The sequence below is a fragment of the Burkholderia sp. HI2500 genome (genome assembly GCF_002223055.1).
In the GTDB taxonomy this organism is placed as follows: Bacteria; Pseudomonadota; Gammaproteobacteria; order Burkholderiales; family Burkholderiaceae; genus Burkholderia.
The window spans coordinates 242,269-259,508 of record NZ_NKFL01000007.1; the positions used below are offsets into that span (position 1 = coordinate 242,269).

The 17,240-nt window shown below is 68.4% G+C and carries 16 protein-coding genes; 12 read left to right on the forward strand and 4 right to left on the reverse strand.

The genetic code is table 11. The annotated features are described in order from the left end of the window. Window positions 1-184 precede the first annotated feature (184 nt). Genes CFB45_RS33450 through CFB45_RS39850 form a run of 3 tightly spaced genes read left to right on the forward strand, consistent with a single transcriptional unit; the run spans window position 185 to window position 2,303 of the window. Window positions 185-1,147 (forward strand): 1-phosphofructokinase family hexose kinase, encoded by a 963-nt coding sequence (locus tag CFB45_RS33450; RefSeq protein ID WP_089429416.1) that lies wholly within the window; start codon window positions 185-187, stop codon window positions 1,145-1,147. Continuing rightward, window positions 1,144-1,938: a polysaccharide deacetylase family protein gene (locus CFB45_RS33455; protein WP_089429417.1), complete on the forward strand. Its 795-nt coding sequence runs from the start codon at window positions 1,144-1,146 to the stop codon at window positions 1,936-1,938. The genes CFB45_RS33450 and CFB45_RS33455 overlap by 4 nt, the downstream gene beginning before the upstream one ends. Further along, complete coding sequence (locus CFB45_RS39850; protein ID WP_256976992.1) at window positions 1,935-2,303, forward strand: hypothetical protein; 369 nt, start codon at window positions 1,935-1,937, stop codon at window positions 2,301-2,303. Before CFB45_RS33455 ends, CFB45_RS39850 begins: the two co-directional genes overlap by 4 nt. On the opposite strand, the gene CFB45_RS33465 is transcribed toward CFB45_RS39850, so the two are convergent. After that, window positions 2,300-2,812, reverse strand: coding sequence for a lecithin retinol acyltransferase family protein (locus CFB45_RS33465; RefSeq protein WP_047852861.1), 513 nt, complete (start codon window positions 2,810-2,812; stop codon window positions 2,300-2,302). The two genes, CFB45_RS39850 and CFB45_RS33465, sit on opposite strands and share 4 nt — an antisense overlap. A gap of 446 nt (window positions 2,813-3,258) precedes the next feature. On the opposite strand from CFB45_RS33465, the gene CFB45_RS33470 reads away from it, so the two are divergent. From CFB45_RS33470 to hutC, 9 genes are all read left to right on the forward strand, one after another. Next, window positions 3,259-3,735, forward strand: coding sequence for a hypothetical protein (locus tag CFB45_RS33470; RefSeq protein WP_089430095.1), 477 nt, complete (start codon window positions 3,259-3,261; stop codon window positions 3,733-3,735). Window positions 3,736-3,963: 228 nt separating this feature from the next. After that, window positions 3,964-5,181, forward strand: coding sequence for a putative glycoside hydrolase (locus tag CFB45_RS33475; protein WP_089429418.1), 1,218 nt, complete (start codon window positions 3,964-3,966; stop codon window positions 5,179-5,181). A 250-nt stretch (window positions 5,182-5,431) separates the two neighbouring features. After that, window positions 5,432-6,565: a TIGR03364 family FAD-dependent oxidoreductase gene (locus CFB45_RS33480; protein ID WP_256978466.1), complete on the forward strand. Its 1,134-nt coding sequence runs from the start codon at window positions 5,432-5,434 to the stop codon at window positions 6,563-6,565. Window positions 6,566-6,922: 357 nt separating this feature from the next. Continuing rightward, a complete protein-coding gene (locus CFB45_RS33485) occupies window positions 6,923-7,783 on the forward strand; it encodes a transporter substrate-binding domain-containing protein (RefSeq protein ID WP_039353370.1) in 861 nt (286 codons plus the stop codon). 92 nt (window positions 7,784-7,875) lie between these two features. After that, the gene (locus tag CFB45_RS33490; RefSeq protein WP_039353368.1) at window positions 7,876-8,598 is read left to right on the forward strand and encodes an ABC transporter permease; all 723 of its coding nucleotides are present in this window, start codon (window positions 7,876-7,878) and stop codon (window positions 8,596-8,598) included. 10 nt (window positions 8,599-8,608) lie between these two features. Beyond that, window positions 8,609-9,355, forward strand: a complete 747-nt coding sequence (locus CFB45_RS33495) for an ABC transporter permease (RefSeq protein ID WP_089429420.1) — start codon at window positions 8,609-8,611, stop codon at window positions 9,353-9,355. 27 nt (window positions 9,356-9,382) lie between these two features. Further along, window positions 9,383-10,174 carry an ABC transporter ATP-binding protein gene (locus tag CFB45_RS33500; protein ID WP_039353363.1) on the forward strand — a complete coding sequence of 264 codons (792 nt, stop codon included), beginning with the start codon at window positions 9,383-9,385 and terminating at the stop codon, window positions 10,172-10,174. A gap of 7 nt (window positions 10,175-10,181) precedes the next feature. Beyond that, entirely contained in the window at window positions 10,182-11,675 is a 1,494-nt protein-coding gene (locus CFB45_RS33505; RefSeq protein WP_089429421.1) for an HAL/PAL/TAL family ammonia-lyase, read from the forward strand. A 56-nt stretch (window positions 11,676-11,731) separates the two neighbouring features. Continuing rightward, on the forward strand, window positions 11,732-12,487 hold the full coding sequence (gene hutC / locus CFB45_RS33510; protein WP_089429422.1) for a histidine utilization repressor: 756 nt from the start codon (window positions 11,732-11,734) through the stop codon (window positions 12,485-12,487). 332 nt (window positions 12,488-12,819) lie between these two features. On the opposite strand, the gene CFB45_RS33515 is transcribed toward hutC, so the two are convergent. Genes CFB45_RS33515 through CFB45_RS33525 form a run of 3 tightly spaced genes read right to left on the reverse strand, consistent with a single transcriptional unit; the run spans window position 12,820 to window position 16,158 of the window. Then, complete coding sequence (locus CFB45_RS33515; protein WP_089429423.1) at window positions 12,820-14,019, reverse strand: hypothetical protein; 1,200 nt, start codon at window positions 14,017-14,019, stop codon at window positions 12,820-12,822. A 29-nt stretch (window positions 14,020-14,048) separates the two neighbouring features. Next, window positions 14,049-14,732, reverse strand: a complete 684-nt coding sequence (locus tag CFB45_RS33520; RefSeq protein WP_241025969.1) for a hypothetical protein — start codon at window positions 14,730-14,732, stop codon at window positions 14,049-14,051. 19 nt (window positions 14,733-14,751) lie between these two features. Further along, window positions 14,752-16,158 carry a zinc ribbon domain-containing protein gene (locus CFB45_RS33525; RefSeq protein WP_089429425.1) on the reverse strand — a complete coding sequence of 469 codons (1,407 nt, stop codon included), beginning with the start codon at window positions 16,156-16,158 and terminating at the stop codon, window positions 14,752-14,754. Window positions 16,159-17,240 lie beyond the last annotated feature (1,082 nt).

A 17,240-nucleotide genomic window follows, 5' to 3' on the forward strand; every position in this document is an offset into this window, starting at 1 on the left:
AATCCGGTGCTGTTGCGGCATCGCTTGATGGTCGTCAATGCCGCGCGAAGGCGCGCACGTAAGGTGGTGCCAGGACTGGCCGGCGCCGGTGGCCGGCGCCAGGCATCAGGCATCAGGCACGCGCCGCGGCCGCATGTGCGCGGCGTGCAAGCCCGCGCATCACGCCCTTTACCGACTACGCGCCATGACCGAGATCGTTACCGTCACGTTGAATCCGGCCGTCGATGTCTCAACGTCGGTCGACCACATCGTCGATACGCACAAGCTGCGCTGCGCGCGGCCACGGCGGGACCCCGGCGGCGGCGGGATCAACGTCGCGCGGACCGTTCACCGGCTCGGCGGCGACTGCGTCGCGCTGTACCTGGCGGGCGGGCCGACCGGCGATGTGCTGACGCTGCTGCTCGACGCAGAACAGGTGCCGGCCGTGCGCATGCGGATCGCCGGCGAGACGCGCGAGAACGTCTGCGTGACCGAAACGGCGACGGGGCGCGAGTACCGTTTCCTGATGCCGGGGCCGTTGGTCACGGCGGCCGAGTGGCGCGCATGCGCGGCGCGCATCGCGGCCCTGCGGCCTGCGCCGCGCTATCTGGTGCTGAGCGGCAGCCTGCCGCCGGGCGCGCCCGACGACCTGTATGCGACGCTCGCGCGGACGGCCGCCGCCAACGGCACCCGCGTGGTCGTCGATGCGGCGGGCCCGGCGCTGCGCGCGGCCCTCGACGCCGGGGTGCATCTCGTGAAGCCCAGCCTCGACGAACTGAGCGCGCTGGCCGGCGAACCGCTCGACGAAGCGTCGGCATGCGGCAAGGCGGCCGAACTCGTCGCGCAAGGGCGGGCGGACATCGTTGCATTGACACTCGGCGCGCGCGGCGCGTGGGTCGTCACGCGCGAGCGCGCGCTGCGCCTGCCGGGCAGGCCCGCGACGGTGTGCAGCACGGTGGGTGCCGGCGACAGCTTCGTCGGTGGGATGGTCTGGGCGCTCGCACGCGGCGCGCCGTTCGACGATGCATGCCGCTATGCGCTGGCGGCATCGGCGGCTTCGGTCGAGCATCCCGGCACCGCGCTGTGCACGCGCGCCGACGTCGAGCGGATTCATGCGGAACTGGTTGCGCAGGCAAGCGGCGCGGCCATTGCGCGTGGTGCGGCATGAGCGTCCGCGTGATCGTCTGCCTGCTGCTGCTGCTGTCGTGCTGGCCGCGGGTATCGTTCGCCGACACGGTGACGGGCGAGCCGGTGCCGCAGCGCGTGCTGATCCTCGTCTATCATCGGTTTGCCGCGCAACGCCTGGATTCGATGACGGTGCGCACCGGGACCTTCCTTGATCAACTGCATGCGATCGACGCGAGCGGCTACCGCATCGTGCCGCTCGCCGACATCGTGCGCTGGCACGCGGGTCAGGCGAACGCGCTGCCGGCGCGGGCGGTCGCGATCACGGTGGACGATGGTCACCGCTCCGTCTACGACATGCTGCGCCCGTTGCTGGCCGCGCATCCGGTACCGGTCACGCTGTTCATCTATCCATCGGCGATCTCGAACGCGAGCTACGCGATGACATGGGATCAGCTGCGCGTGCTCGGGCAATCCGGCGGATACGATATCGAATCGCATACCTACTGGCATCCGAATTTCCGCACCGAGCACGCACGGCGGTCTGAGGAGGACTACCAACGATTCGTGTCGTTCCAGTTGAGCCATTCCCGCGAACGGCTCGAGTCGGAAACCGGTAGGCCGATCCGGCTGCTGGCCTGGCCGTTCGGCGTCCATGATGCAACGACCGATCGGCTGGCCGCCCGCGAAGGCTATGTCGCGGCGTTCACGATCGACGCACGGCCCGTTCGGCCCGCGGATCCCGCCATGGCGCTGCCGCGCTACCTGATGACGGATGCGTGCGATACGCGCTGCATGAACGGATTGCTGCAAACGGCGCGGGAGCGACCGTGATCGAATGCCGGATCTCGGGTTCGCCGCCGTCGTTCGCGGATGCCGTTTCCGTTCGGGTTCACGCCCGGCAGAACGTCGCGGGGCCGCACAATGGCTGTGAACCTGCTGTGCGAGCCGCCGACAAGGGTATCGGGATCGGCACGCGGGTACGAGAAGGAGCCACCATGCCGTGGGATGACGAACGCTATCCGCCGTCGATGCGGAACCTGCCGCCGCCGGTGCGCGGCAAGGCGATCGAGATCGCCAACGCGTTGCTGCGACGAGGGCGTGCCGAGGGCAGCGCGATCCGTATCGCGATCGCGCAGGCGAAGCGCTGGGGGCGGGTGCATGCGGCATCCGCCGACGCTGTCGAGCGACGTCGCTAGGCCCCGCACTGAACCGGGCAGGTGCCGGCGTCCGGCGTGCGTTCGAAGGCTGCCGCATGCAGCCGCGCGGCCAGCACGCAGGCAAGCAGCATGACGCCCACCGCGATGCCGTGAACCGGGTTGCGCAGGCACGACGCAACCTGGTCGCTCCTTGCAACGCCGAACAGGCACCACAGGCAGAAGTGCTCGCAGTTGTTGGTGAGCAGCCGGTAGCGGCATTCGCCAAGGCGCGAGGCCGCGCGCCGTGCCGCTTCCGTGCCGTCGTACAGGGGCCGCGTGTGCCGGACGATCGCGAGTTCGAAACCGGCGCAGAAGCCGTCGACGGAGACGATTTCAACCGGGCCGCCGCTCAGGCTGTGCGCCAGGCCCGCGTAATGGATCACGTTGCCGTCGCCGATATAGATCCCGTGATGCACGTAACCGTGGCGCCGTGTCACGAGGTGGGCGCCGACAGGAAGGTCGCGATCCGGCATGGCGTCGTCGGCTTGTGCTGCGGTCGGGTGAGTCATGGCCAGCTCCTGGATCTCGCGGCGGCTGGCTGGAAAACCGGCTTGCCGGCCGCGGAACACGTTGCGTCCTGTCACGTCTCCAGTATTGGCGGCGGACCGGGGCCCGACAATCAGCGCGGTCTGAGCTTGCTGTCCGATGTCGGGGCGTCGTGTCGGAAATTTCCGACGCGCCGTGCAATATCGGCTGACAGCCGGAACGGACAACGGCGCCGGCCAGCCGCCGCTTCAGGCCTTGTGGGGCCGCCGTACCGACCGACGGTCTCGCACCGTTGCGCCGCGCCGCTGGCCTGTCTGGTGTGCTTGACCTGCATCAACGGGAAATCGGCGTTCCGCGCGACGCTGGCTTCGTCAACGATGCGCATGCGTCACGTCGCGGCACGCCGGCCGTGACGCGCCCGAACGAACGAGCCGCATCGCCACCCGCGTGCCTGTACCGGGAGAATGAAATGCGGACTGGAATCGCCGGGTCGCTGCTGCTGTCGGCCTGTTTGCTGGCCGCTGCGTCGAACGCGCCGGCTCAAGCGCTGCCCGAGCCCGTTGAGCAGAACGGCACCGTGTACATCACGGGCGGTATCGGGGCGGAGGAGGTCGCTGCGTTTCGTGCCGCCGCGCCGCGTTACAACCTGCGGATCATGTTCGCGACGAAGGGCGGGCATTACCTGTCGGATGTCGATGTGACGTTGACGTCCGGCAAGTCGACGGTCCTCGACGCACACACGGCCGGCCCGTTCCTGTTCGCACGCGTGCCGCCGGGGCGTTACACGGTGTCGGCGCGCGACCGGGGCGTCCAGGAAGTCCGGCACGTCGTCGTGCCGGCGCGCGGCGGTATCGATGTACGGTTCCACTGGCAGAACCCGGAGCGCCGCGGCGTGATCCGGCTTTGCAGCGGTTGTCAGGGAACCGGTACGCGTGCACGGCCCTAGACGCACGCTTCGATCGATGCGGAGCGCGCGGTAGCGCGTGGCGTACCGTTGATCTGCCTCACGTGGCGTTGCGCCGGAGTCGCAACAATGTCCACGGGAATTCGCGTCGCGAGGTGTGCATTGGAGATTCGGGCAAACGTCGGTGGGGCGCGCGCCGGGCGGCAGCCGCATGAGTCGTGGCGATGCGGGTGGCGATCTGGGGCGCGGGTCGGCCGCGGGCTCGCGGGCATGCTGCTGGCACTTGCGTGTGTTGTCGGCCGGGCCGGCACTGTCGCAGTGACGGTCGTCGATGCCGGCAGCGGCCGGCCGGTGGCGGGCGCGCTCGGGTATGCGTCGGGCAGCAGCCTGATCGCGTCGGCCGCCGGCACGTTTGCCGCGCCGTCGGGCGACGCGACGCTCAGCGTGACCGCCCCCGGCTATGGACGCGCGGAGGTCGCGCTCGCCGCCGGCGAGTCGGCGCGCACGGTGCGGCTCGTCCCGTTTCGTCCCAAGGCCGTCTACCTGTCGGCTTACGGTGTCGCGGACCGCACGCTGCGCGACGCGGCGCTCGCGCTGCCGGGTCGCACGGCGGTCAACGCGTTCGTGATCGACGTGAAGGGCGATCGTGGCATGACGCCGTATCGCAGCGCCGCGCGCGAAGCGATCGGCGCAGGCGGCGAGCCGGGGCCGCGCGTCGCGGACCTGCCGGCGCTGATCCGCGCATTCCATGCGCGCGGGCTGTACCTGATCGCGCGCCTCGTCGTATTCAAGGACGATCCGCTTGCGGCCGCGCATCCCGACTGGGCGGTGCGCGACGCGGCCGGCGGAATCTGGCGCGATCGCGAACACCTGCGCTGGATCGACCCGACCGTGCGCGCCGCGTGGGAACACAACTTCGACGTGGCAGAGGAGGCCGCGCGGATGGGTTTCGACGAGATCCAGTTCGACTACCTGCGCTTTCCCGACGCGAGCGGCCTGCGGTTCGGCGAGCCCAACACCGAGGCGAACCGCGTGGCCGCGATCACCGGATTCCTGGAAGGCGCGCGTGCACGGCTGCGGCCCTACAACCTCTACCTGTCGGCCGACATCTTCGGCTACGTGTGCTGGAATGCCGACGACACGCAGATCGGGCAGCGGCTCGGCGCACTGGGCGGGCTGGTCGACTACATTTCGCCGATGCTGTATCCGTCGGGTTTCACGTGGGGCCTCCCGGGCTGCCGCAAGCCGACCGATCACCCGGGCGAGATCGTCGGGCGCTCGCTCGCCGAGGCGATGCGCCGCACCGGGCTCGACCGCGTGCGCTTCCGGCCCTGGCTGCAGGCGTTTCGCGACTATGCGTTCGACCGGCGCGCATTCGACGCGGCGGAAATCCGTGCTCAGGTGGACGCCGCCGACGCGGCCGGCACGGACGGATGGATGCTGTGGAATCCGCGCAATCGCTACGATCCCGCTGCGCTGCCGCGCTGACCGGCGAAGCGGGATACGCCACGTGTCGAAATGGCAAAATCTGCCAATTTATGCAGTTCCGTGGCTTTTCATTCGAATGTCATCTCGCGTCGAGATAGTGCGGGATCGTGCGCCAGTCCCGGGAACGAACGACGCGAGCCGGCCCGTTCGCCTCGCCGCCGGGAAACCGTCCATGGGACGCGGCAAACAGCAACCGTTACGCCCGCCCTGAAGGCGGCGCGTGTCATCTCGACAGAAGGAACGTGCAATCGTGAACGCCATCGCAGCGGCAGACGCTTATGACGTGATCATCGTCGGCGCCGGCATCGTCGGCCTCGCCCATGCCTATACGGCGGCCCGCAAGGGGCTGCGTGTCTGCGTGATCGAACGCGATGCCGCATGCGTGGGCGCGTCGATCCGCAATTTCGGCTTCGTCACCGTCACCGGGCAGCACGCCGGACACAGCTGGCGGCGTGCGCGGGCGAGCCGCGAGGTCTGGGCGGACGTCGCGCCGCAAGCCGGCATCGACGTGCTTCACAAGGGCCTCCACCTGATTGCGCGCCGCCCCGAGGCGATGCGCCTGATCGATGCGTTCATGCAGACCGGCATGGCCGACGGTTGCCGGGTCATGACGCCCGGTGAAGCGGCGGCAGTGGCGCCGGAGTTGCGGCTCGACGGTGCGCAGGGCGTGCTGCACAGCCCGCATGAACTGCGCATCGAGCCGCGTACGGCGATCCCGTTGCTGGCGTCCTGGCTGGCGGAACGTTTCGACGTGGCGTTTCGCTACGGCGAGATGGTGCACGAGGTGCGCACGCCGACCGTGCGTACGTCGCGCGGCGTGTTGCACGCGGAGCGCGTGATCGTCTGCGGCAATGCGGACAGCCGTCACTTGGTCGGCGACTGGTTCGCGCGGCACGCGGTGCGGCTGTGCCAGTTACAGATGCTGCGCGTGCGGCCGCGTCGCTCGCTGGCGCTGCGCGCCGCGGTGATGAGCGACCTGAGCCTGCTGCGTTACGCGGGTTTCGCGGCGCTGCCCGCCGCCGACGCATTGCGCACGCGCCTGAAAGCGGAGGAACCCGTGTGCCTCGGTTACGGCATCCACCTGATCGCGGTGCAGAGCGCCGACGGCAGTCTCGTGGTGGGCGATTCGCATGAATATGGCGCCGCACCGCTGCCGTTCGCGACGCAGGAGATCGATGCGCAGATCCTGCGCCTGCTGCACGAGACGCTCGATGCGCCGGAACTGGACATCGTCGAACGCTGGACCGGCAGCTATCCGTCGGCAGCCGATGCCGATTGCGTGATCGAGGCGCCGGATGACGGCACGCGCGTCGTCGTCGTGACGAGCGGCGCCGGGATGAGCACGGGCTTCGGGATCGCACAGGACGTGTTTGCCGCGTGGTGAGGACGGGGCCTGCGCGTCGCGCAGTCGCCAGTTCGCGGGAGGCGTGCGAGCGATGCGCCTGCCGGCATGACGGCACGATTCGCCGGCTGTTTTAGTGTGTTTAGCGAAACATTCGAATCACGAATTTGTCTAGTCATCCTGATCGAAAGATCAGATGAAATGCACCATGTTCGTGCCGGGAATCACCACCGCGAGGCACGTCAGAGCCCCGGAATTAGGGGATTTCCCGCGTTTTCCCGGTTTTTTTTGATCAACGCTTGTCGCTCGTTTTTTCTTCTTGCATGCTTGTATAGACAAATTCCTGAGGCCGCTTGCATGACCGAAGGGATGACGATCTTCAACACAAGGAGAAATCTCGTGAACGGCAAGCGCATCAAGTGGGCAGTCAGGACGATCGGCATCATCGCAGCGGCAGCGGCCACGCTTTCCGCGCCGGTGCAGGCGAAGGAATGGAAGACGGTGACGGTGGCGCTCGAGGGCGGCTACGCGCCGTGGAACCTCACACTGCCGGGCGGCAAGCTCGGCGGCTTCGAGCCCGAACTGCTCGCCAACGTGTGCGAGCGGATCAAGGTGCAGTGCAACATGGTCGCGCAGGACTGGGACGGGATGATCCCGGGGCTGCAGGCCGGCAAGTTCGATGTCCTGATGGATGCGATCTCGATCACGCCGGAGCGCGAGAAGATCCTGCTGTTCTCGCGTCCTTATGCCGCGACGCCCGCGACGTTCGCCGTCACCGATACGAAGATCTTGCCGAAGGCGGCGCCGGGCGCGCCGATCGTCAAGCTGTCGGGCGACGCGAATGCCGACAAATCGACCGTCGACGCGCTGCGCAAGCAGCTGAAGGGCAAGACGATCGGCATCCAGTCGGGCACCGTCTACACGAAGTTCATCAACGACAGCTTCAAGGACATCGCGTCGATCCGCGTGTACAAGACCTCGCCCGAGCGCGATCTCGACCTCGTCGCCGGCCGCATCGACGCGTCGTTCGACGATGTCACGTACTACGCGGCGAACAACACGAAGAAGGACACCGCATCGATCGTGCTCGCGGGGCCGAAGCTCGGCGGACCGATCTGGGGGCCGGGCGAAGGGCTCGCGTTCCGCAAGCAGGATGCCGACCTGAAGACGAAGTTCGATACGGCGATCGGCGCCGCGCTCGCGGACGGCACCGTGAAGAAGCTCGCCGACAAGTGGTTCAAGACCGACGTCACCCCGTAAGCGCACGTCCGGCCGCCGCCGCGCAAGCGGCATGAGCTGAGCGCGGCGGCGCGCATCCTGCCGATCCTATCAACGCTTGCCGGGAGGCACGCATGGCGATCCTTGAAATGCTGGGCTTCGGAACCGAAGGCTGGGGCGGTGTGCTGCTGCTCGCCGCGCTGATGACGGTCGCGCTGACGCTTGCCGCGCTCGCGGTCGGCGCCGTGATCGGCGCGGGCATCGCGGCCGCGAAGCTGTCGCGCTATCGCAGCGCCCGCCTGCTCGGCGACCTGTACACGACGGTGTTTCGCGGCGTGCCCGAACTGCTCGTCATCTACCTGTTCTATTTCGGCGGCTCGACGCTCGTCACGGCCGTGGGCCAGTGGTTCGGTGCGGAAGGCTTCATCGGCGTGCCGCCGTTCGTGATCGGCGCGCTCGCGGTGGGGATGATTTCCGGTGCGTACCAGGCCGAGGTGTATCGCGCGGCCGTGCTCGCGGTATCGAAGGGCGAGCTCGAAGCGGCGCGCTCGATCGGCATGCCGCGCAGCATGGTGCTGCGGCGCATCCTGATTCCGCAGGTCCTGCGCTTCGCGTTGCCCGGCATCGGCAACGTGTGGCAGCTGAGCCTGAAGGATTCGGCGCTGATCTCGGTCACCGGGCTCGCCGAGCTGCTGCGCACGAGCCAGATCGCGGCGAATTCGACCCATCAGTATTTCGTGTTCTTCGTCGCGGGCGGTGCGCTCTACCTGGTCATGACGGGGCTGTCGAACCGCGTGTTCAACCGCGCTGAAGCGATCGTCGGCCGGTCGTTCCGCCGCAACTTCGCACGCAACTGACGGAGCGCCCATGTCACTCGATTTCGACTTCCTGTTCGACACGCTGCGCCAGCTGCTCGCGGCGGTACCGACCACGCTCGGCCTGTTCTTCGCGTCGCTCGTGCTCGGCGGCCTGCTGTCGCTCGTGATCGTCACGATGCGCGTGTCGCCGCGCTGGCTGCCGAACCGCTTCGCGCGTGCCTACATCCTGGTGTTTCGTGGCTCGCCGCTGCTGATCCAGATGTTTCTCGTGTACTACGGGCTCGGCCAGTTCGGCGTGATCCGCGAGAGCTTCATGTGGCCGCTGCTGCGCGAGCCGTACGTGTGCGCGGTGCTGTCGCTCGCGCTGTGTACGGCCGGCTACACGGCCGAGATCCTGCGCGGCGGGCTGATGGCCGTGCCGGTCGGGCAGATCGAGGCCGGCTATTCGATCGGCCTGTCGGGCTTCGCGCTGCTGCGCCGCGTGATCGGCCCGATCGCGCTGCGCCAGTGCCTGCCCGCGTATTCGACCGAAGCCGTGCTGCTGGTCAAGTCGACCGCGCTCGCCAGCCTCGTGACCGTGTGGGAGGTGACGGGCGTCGCGCAGCAGATCATCCAGCAAACCTACCGGACGACCGAGGTGTTCGTGTGTGCGGCCCTCATCTACCTGGGCCTGAACTTCATCATCGTCCGCCTGCTCGGCGCGCTCGAATGGCGGCTGTCGGGCCACCTGCGCGCGCCGAAGCCGTCCGGCGCACCCGCGGCCGACGCACGCAATGCGCGACGTGTCGCATCCTGACCGCGTCCTTCCTTCCAGGAGAAATCGATGAATACCGCTGCTCCCGTCGCCCTGTCGGTCAGGAACATCCACAAGTCGTTCGGCGATCACCACGTGCTGAAGGGCATTTCGCTCGACGCGCACGAAGGCGACGTCATCTCGATCCTCGGTGCGAGCGGCTCGGGCAAGAGCACCTTCCTGCGCTGCCTGAACCTGCTCGAAACGCCCGACGACGGCTCGGTCGCGCTCGCCGGCGAGGAACTGAAGATGAAGCGCGCGCGCGACGGCAAGCTGCATCCGGGCGACCGGCGCCAGGTCGACCGCATTCGCTCGCAGCTCGGGATGGTGTTCCAGAACTTCAACCTGTGGTCGCACATGACCGTGCTCGACAATCTCGTCGAAGGGCCGCTGCGCGTGCAGAAGCGCAGTCGCGCGGAAGCGGTCGAGGAAGCCGAGGCGCTGCTCGCGCGCGTCGGCCTCGCGGACAAGCGCGGCTACTATCCGGCCCATCTGTCGGGCGGCCAGCAGCAGCGGGTCGCGATCGCGCGGGCGCTCGCGATGCATCCGAAGGTGATGCTGTTCGACGAACCGACGTCGGCGCTCGATCCTGAGCTGGTCGGCGAGGTGCTGCGCGTGATGCGCTCGCTCGCGGAGGAAGGGCGCACGATGCTGGTCGTCACGCACGAGATGGGTTTCGCGCGGCACGTGTCGAATCGCGTGATGTTCCTGCATCAGGGCGAGGTCGATGCGGACGGGACGCCTGGCGAACTGTTCGGCGGCCAGTGCTCCGAACGCTTCCGCCAGTTCGTGTCGAGCCATCATGACCGTGCCGCGAACTGAGGCCGCCATGACCGTATTCCGTTCGGCCCGGCCGCTCGACTGGCGGCAGATCGCGGCGGTGGCGGCCGGCGCGCCGCTCGCGTTGACCGACGACGCGCGCGGGCGTGTCGTCGCGGCGCGCGAACTCGTCGACGCAATCGTCGCGCGCGGCATTCGCGCATATGGCGTCAACACGGGCGTCGGTGCGCTATGCGACGTGATCGTGTCGCCCGCGCAGCAGGGCACGCTGTCGCGCAACATCCTGATGAGCCACGCGGTCGGCGTCGGCGCGCCGCTCGGGGCGGCGGAAACGCGCGCGATCATCGCGGCCGCGATCAACAATTACGCGCACGGGCATTCCGGCGTGCGGGCCGACATCGTCGACCAGCTGGTCGCCCTGCTCGAGCACGATTGCTTGCCGGAAGTGCCGGCGCACGGGTCGGTCGGCTACCTGACCCACATGGCGCACGTCGCGCTCGTCTGTATCGGGCACGGCCACGCGCGTCATCGCGGCGAACGCGTGCGTGGCGACGAAGCGTTGCGCCGCATCGGCCGCGAGCCGCTGGCGCTCGGCGCCAAGGAGGGGCTGAGCCTCGTCAACGGCACGCCGTGCGTGACGGGGCTCGCCGCGCTCGCGCTCGCGCGCGCCGAGCGGTTGCTCGACTGGGCCGACTGGATCGCGGCGACGAGCTTCGAGAATCTCGGCGGCCAGCTCGCCGCGTTCGATCCGGCGTCGCTGGCGCTGCGCATTTCGCCCGGCATCGGGCACGTCGGCGCGCGTTTGCGTGCGATGCTCGCCGACAGCGCGATGCTCGCCGCGGCGAACGGGCGACATACGCAGGACCCGCTCAGCCTGCGCACGATTCCGCACGTGCACGGCGCGGCGCGCGACGTGCTGGCGGTCACGGCGGAAGTCGTCGACCGCGAGCTCGCGTCCGTGACCGACAATCCGATCGTCGCGGGCACCCGGGACGCGCCGGCCGTCCATTCGCAGGCGCATGCGGTCGGCGCGGGCATCGCGCTCGCGATGGACAGCCTTGCGGCCGCGATGGCGCAGGTCGCGGCGATTGCCGAGCGGCGGCTCGACCGGCTCGTCAATCCGCTCGTGAGCGGGCTGCCGGCATTTCTCGCGGCGCCGGGCGGCACGTGTTCCGGGTTCATGATCGCCCAGTACACCGCGGTCGCGCTGGTGGCGCAGAACCAGCGGCTCGCCGCGCCCGCGAGCCTCGACGGCGGCATCACGTCGGGCCTGCAGGAAGATCACCTGTGCCATGCGACGCCGGCCGCGCTGAAGGCGCTCGACATCATCGAGAACACCACGCGCGTGCTCGCGATCGAGTTGCTGGCCGCCGCGCAGGCGTACGATTTGCAGGAGAACGAAGCGTCGCGGGCGGCGCCGACCGACGCGCTGTGGCGTTACGTGCGCGACCGCGTGCCGGCATATCACGACGACCGGCCGCTCGCGGACGACATCGCGAGCGCGGCCGCCATCGTCGCGGGCGTACCGCCGTCGCTGGCGTGACGCAGCGGCGGGGCGACGGTCGGCAGGTCATCCCATCTTCATTCGATCGAGGGCGCATGAACGAAGCGGAACGATATACGGCGGCCCGGCCGGGGGCCGTACCGGGCGACGACGTGCCGGCACGCGCGCTGCCGGCCTACCAGCAGATCAAGCGCTACGTGGTCGAGCGGATCGCGAACGGGGACTGGAAGCCCGGTGGCGCGATTCCGACCGAAGCCGAACTGGTCAAGGAGTTCGGCGTGGCGCGGATGACGGTATCGCGTGCGCTGCGCGAGCTGACCGCCGAGCGTGTGCTGACCCGCATCCAGGGGGCGGGCACCTTCGTCGAGCGCCGTCATTATGAATCGACGGTGCTCGAGATCCGCAACATCGCGGACGAGATCGCCGAGCGCGGCCACCGGCACAGTGCACGCGTGCTGATGATCGAAAGCAGCGACGATCCCGAAGCGATCGAGGCGCTCGGACTTCGCACGGGGCCGGTGTTTCATTCGCGCATCGTGCATTGCGAGGAGGGCGAGCCGATCCAGTTCGAGGATCGCTACGTCAATCCGGCGCTGTTTCCCGACTATCTCGAGCAGGATTTCACGGTCGAGACCCCGAACCACTACATGGTGCGGCTCGCGCCGATCCAGCGCGCGGAATTCCGCATCTACGCGCAGAAGCCCGATGCGCAGGTGCGCCGGCACCTCGTGATGGAAATCGGCGAACCGTGTCTGCTGCTGCGGCGGCGCACGTGGGTCGGCGGGCAGGTCGCGACGTCGGTGCAGCTGTGGCATCCGGCGTCACGGTTTCATCTGGCGGGGCGGGTGTAGGCAGGGTCGTGCGCTGCGGCGTTCGCTGTCGCTGTCGCTGTCGCTGTCGCGAAGGTGAGCGTCGGGTCAGGCTGCCGGCTTGCCGTTGCGCAAGCAACGTGCGGCGGGCGCTCAGGCCGCTTGCGCGGGCCGGTTGACCGGGTACGCGAGCGCGGGATGTTCGCGCAGCGTCGCGCTTTCGTCATCGCGCCGGTAGACGCGACGTGTTGCGCGAACCGATCGACCGCGTTCAGGAAACCGGCCGCCGATACGTGCCGGTTGTTTGCCCGAACCCCGCGACCCGCGGCGATACCTGGCCGCGGGCCGCGCTTTGATGCGCGGTCACGCTGTCGTCAAGCGTGACGGCGCGCGCCGCATTCGCCGCAGAACAGGTCGTCGGCGGCCATCGGCTTGTGGCACTGCGCACAGGCCGTGGCCTCGCCCGCGGCGGCCGATTTCGGATCCGACGCCGGCAGCGAAGCCGTCTCCGCTGCGCTCGCCGTGCTGGCGGCATGCGAGTCGCGTGCTTTGGCAAGGTGATCGGCGGCGCGTTCGCGTGCCTGTTCGGCGTGGCGTTTCGCGTCCGCGACGTGCTGGCTCAGCTTCTCTTCCGTTGCGGAGAAATCGACGCCGCTGACCGTCTGCAGATAGATGAGGCACGTGCCGTTGACGAACGTCAGGAACGGAATCACGAGACCGATCGCGAACAGCAGGCCGTTGCCGAAGCCGTACGCGCCCAGGTAGGCCATGCTGCGGTAGTCGAATCCGCCTCCCGCCGCCTCCGCGCCAAGGCCGTAGGCGCTGGCGTGCCGGCCGAGGCCGCCCAGGCCGCCGAGCGTGCCCATCAGGCCACCCAGCGGGCTGGTGCCGGTTGCCGCCGAGATCGACGATGCGATCGCGGCGCCGGTGCCGAGAATGCCGAACACGATGGCGGACAGCACGCCGACGAGCAGCAGCAGCCCGAACATCCGGACGATCACGCCGAGCAGCTGGCGGCGGCCGATCTGCAGCAGGCGCGCGGCGGTCTGCAGCGTCGTGTTGCCTTGCCAGATGGCGGGCGCGGCGAGCGGATAGCCGACGTACCCCATGCCGGCGAAGATCGCGCCCGCGGCGATCGCCGCGACCGGATACGCGATCGCGTACAGCAGCGGGCCGACGCCCGGGAGCTTGCAGACCAGGAACACGATCAGCAACGCGAGCAGCAGCAGGATCCAGCCGACCACCAGCAGTACGCCGATGCCGACGAGGCGGTGGACGCTGAACGTGGCCTGCAGCAGCGCGTCGACGAATCCGACCGATTCACCCTGTGCATCGCGCATCAGCACGATGCCGACCGCGGAATAGCCGATCAGCGAGATCGCGAGCGTCGCGATGACGAACAGCAGGCCGAGCACGGGGCTGTGGCCGAGTACCTGGATCGTGAGCATGGCCATCAGCATGCTGGCGACGAGCGCGAACGCGCACATCGCGAGTGCGCGCCAGTTCGTGACGGCCTCGGCGGCACGCAGCAGGCCGAACTTTCCCGACACCGGGGCTTGATCGAGCGTTGACATCGTTGAATCTCCTTGCAGGGGCGGGCCGGTCAGTGTGCGGCGGGGGCGTCGAGCAGCGCGACGACGGTGACGCCGTCGACCTGCGCGAGCTGGATGCTGGATTGCCGGGTCGAGCCGGGCTTGCCGTTCAGGTAGACCTGGCTTTTCAGCGTGTACGTGCCTTGCGGCGCACCCGACGGCAGTTTCAGCGTGAAGCTGTTGTCGAATTCGCCGCTGCCCGGCGTCGCGTTGACGATCTTCTCGCCGCGCTTGAACTGCTCGCCCGACGGCGCGTAGACGGTCACGACTTCCTTGACTTCCTGGACAGGCTCGTTCGTGCCGGATACCGCGCGAATCTGCGAGGCCAGCTTGATCGGCTCGCCGGTCTTGACCGCGGAGCGCGGCGTGACAACCGTGGTGTAGGCGTCGATCTTCGCGTACGGCGGCAGGTTGTTGCGGTTGTTCGCGCGGTAATCGCGATCGACTTCGGCCGCCGTCTTCGTCTGCCGCGTCGCCACTTCGATCACGGCGCACGCGGCAAGCCCGGCCACCGCGCCGCCGATCGCGCCCTTGGTGCCGCCGATCAGCGCACCGACCAGCGCGCCGCCGGCGCCGAGCGCGGTGCAGCGCAGCACCGATTCGGACGAGATCCCGCCGGTGCCGTTCTGGGTGGCGCAGCCGCTGGCGAGCAAGGTGACCGCGCAGGCCGCGGCGAGGGTTTTCTGGATTGTCATGTCGGTTTTCTCCGGCGCTTCATTCAAGTGTGCTGTTGTTGCGCAGTGCATCCATCTGCCGCGCCTTCGCCTTGGCGATCAACGTCTTCGCCGGACGGTTGCCCGGCTCGATCGCCAGGACGCTTTCCGCTGTCGCGATCGCCTTGTCGTACTGGCCGCGCGACAGGTCGCCCTGCGCGCGTTTCAGCAGGCCGTCGACGGCGGGCGCGGCAGGGTTGGCCGCCGTGGACGGGCGGGCCGGCGGTGTCGGGTGCGGCTTGTTGCGCGGTGCCTCTGCAACGGTGGCGGGGGCGGTTGGGGTGGGCGTGTCGTCCTGCAGTTTCGCGAAGGGCGACGGCGGCTGCGCGTTCGCGGCTGCGGGCGGCGCGTTCGACGCCGGCGGCGTCGCGGGCACCGGAGCCGTCGTGACATTCGTGACGACGGCCGGGCCCGACGCGGGCGCGGTCATGGCTGCGGCGGCCGTATCGGTCGGCGCGGACGCCGGTGCGTCGGGCGGTGTCGTCACAACAGCCGCGCCGGTGGTGGCGGAACCGGGTCCCGCGATGTCCGATGCGGCGTTGGTCGTGAACGCAGGAACCGTGGATGCGGCGACCGGTTCGGGCGTTGCAGGTGCGCTCGCCTGGCGGCCGTGCCACCAGAACGCGCCACCCGCGCAGGCGATGGCGACCGCGACGCCGGCTGCGACGATCTTGAGTCTTGCCGACGTAGCGTCGTTCGTCGTCGGGGGCTGCGGTATCGGCGGGGGCACCACACCGGAATGCGGACGCATGGGTTCGGCCGACGCCGACGTTACATCGGCATCCGGTACGTCGTGAGGCTTGGCCGCCGCATCGACCCCGTCTGTTTCGCCGTCGGCGAGTGCCGCCGCGGTATGCGCCGATACGCCCGCAGGCGCGGATTGCGCATCCGTGACGACAGGCGAGGCTTGCGACGAAGCGACCGTATCGCCCCGCTGGTCTGCCGCTGCGATGGGCGTGGCAGTGGTCGCGGCGTCGTGCGATGGCAGCGGTGCGTTCGCACGACCCGATACCGGATCGGCGGTATTCGCGACGCGCGAGAGGTCGTTCCCTGCAGTGTTCGCCGCCATCGATTCGCCGCTGATGTCCGCTTGCGTATCTTGCGCGTCGACGGTGCCGGATGCAGATTCGCGAGCGGATTCCACGGCCACGTGTGCGGATTGCAGTGCGGGCTCGGCCGGCGGCGCGGGCACCTCCACCTCCATCTCGATCGCACCGGCGTCATTGACCGATGCGACGGGTGTCCCGCACTTGTTGCAGAAACGCTGGTTCGGCATCAGCGCGGCGTGGCAGTTCCGGCACGGTGCGCTGGCCGCTTCGGTCCGGATGGCCGCAACCGGGGTTCCGCATTGCTTGCAGAACTTGAGACCGCCGGGCAGATCGGTTGCGCAGTGGGTACACGCAGTCATAATTCAGTAATCCTCTTCTTTTGATCGATCGACGTGACGACGCCGTGCGGGCATGCGCACGTTTGTCCGAATCGCGGGATGGCGGCGTACCGGCCGCGTGCTACGAAGGCGAGCGACGCGGAACGGGCCGTTCAGCGCGGGATATCAGTCGGAATGGGGTCGGCCGCGCGGGAAGTGCCGGCGTAGAGAAGAAGAGATCCGGCCGACGTGAACTGGCACGGACGGCCCAACGGATCCGGATGCCCCGGTATTGAATGGCGAGTTCAAGCTTTCCCCGTATCAGTCGCCGGATCGAATCCGGCTGACTGTTTTCATTATTTCGATTGATAATACAAATGGTCTTCTGCAGCGGATATTACACTGAAATTACGAGGTTTTGCCATCCGGAAGGCGCGTGACGGAGCGCGTTTTCACGTGCGAACCTGAGCGGACGCACCGTGCGCGCCATCACCGGCACTGTGTGTATTTATCACCGTGCCGCTGCTTGCCTTGGCACACATCGGTCTCACCAGCCCACCCTGTCACCCGATCGCGGCAGACGCCATGCCACACGCCGCCATTTCTTGAACCATCGTTTCGGCGCTTGTACGGCAACTGCGGCGTTCCCTTCCATGAACTGACTCAGTGGTCCGTCGAACTGCTGCCCGGGCCGGATAAATGTCCGCCTGCCTTTCAACTTTCATAGCAGGCGGCATCGCCTTCGCGCGGAACGTCGCCGAGCGCATCCGCCGGGTTCGCCTCGGCGCCACAGGTCCCGGGCGATCCGCTTGTCCGGCTGTCACAACCTTGCGCGGCAGTCTTCCGACGAGCCGCCGACAGCCCGTGGAACTACTGAGTTGCCGCCGAAAATGCTTTATGGTCAAATGACCATGTCAATTGATCTACATGCCTGTTTCATCCCCAATTGGAAGTCACCGCTCGATCGTGGACTTCCTCGGCGTGGGCAACGTTTTGCGAAGACTTCCGTGTGGCGGAGCCATCGGCCCCCCCCAATACCGGACGTCAGGCGAAATCCCGGGTGATGGAGCAGGCGTTCGCGCAGGGATGCCTGAGCGTTTTTGCGTGTCGGCGCGAAAGCGCCC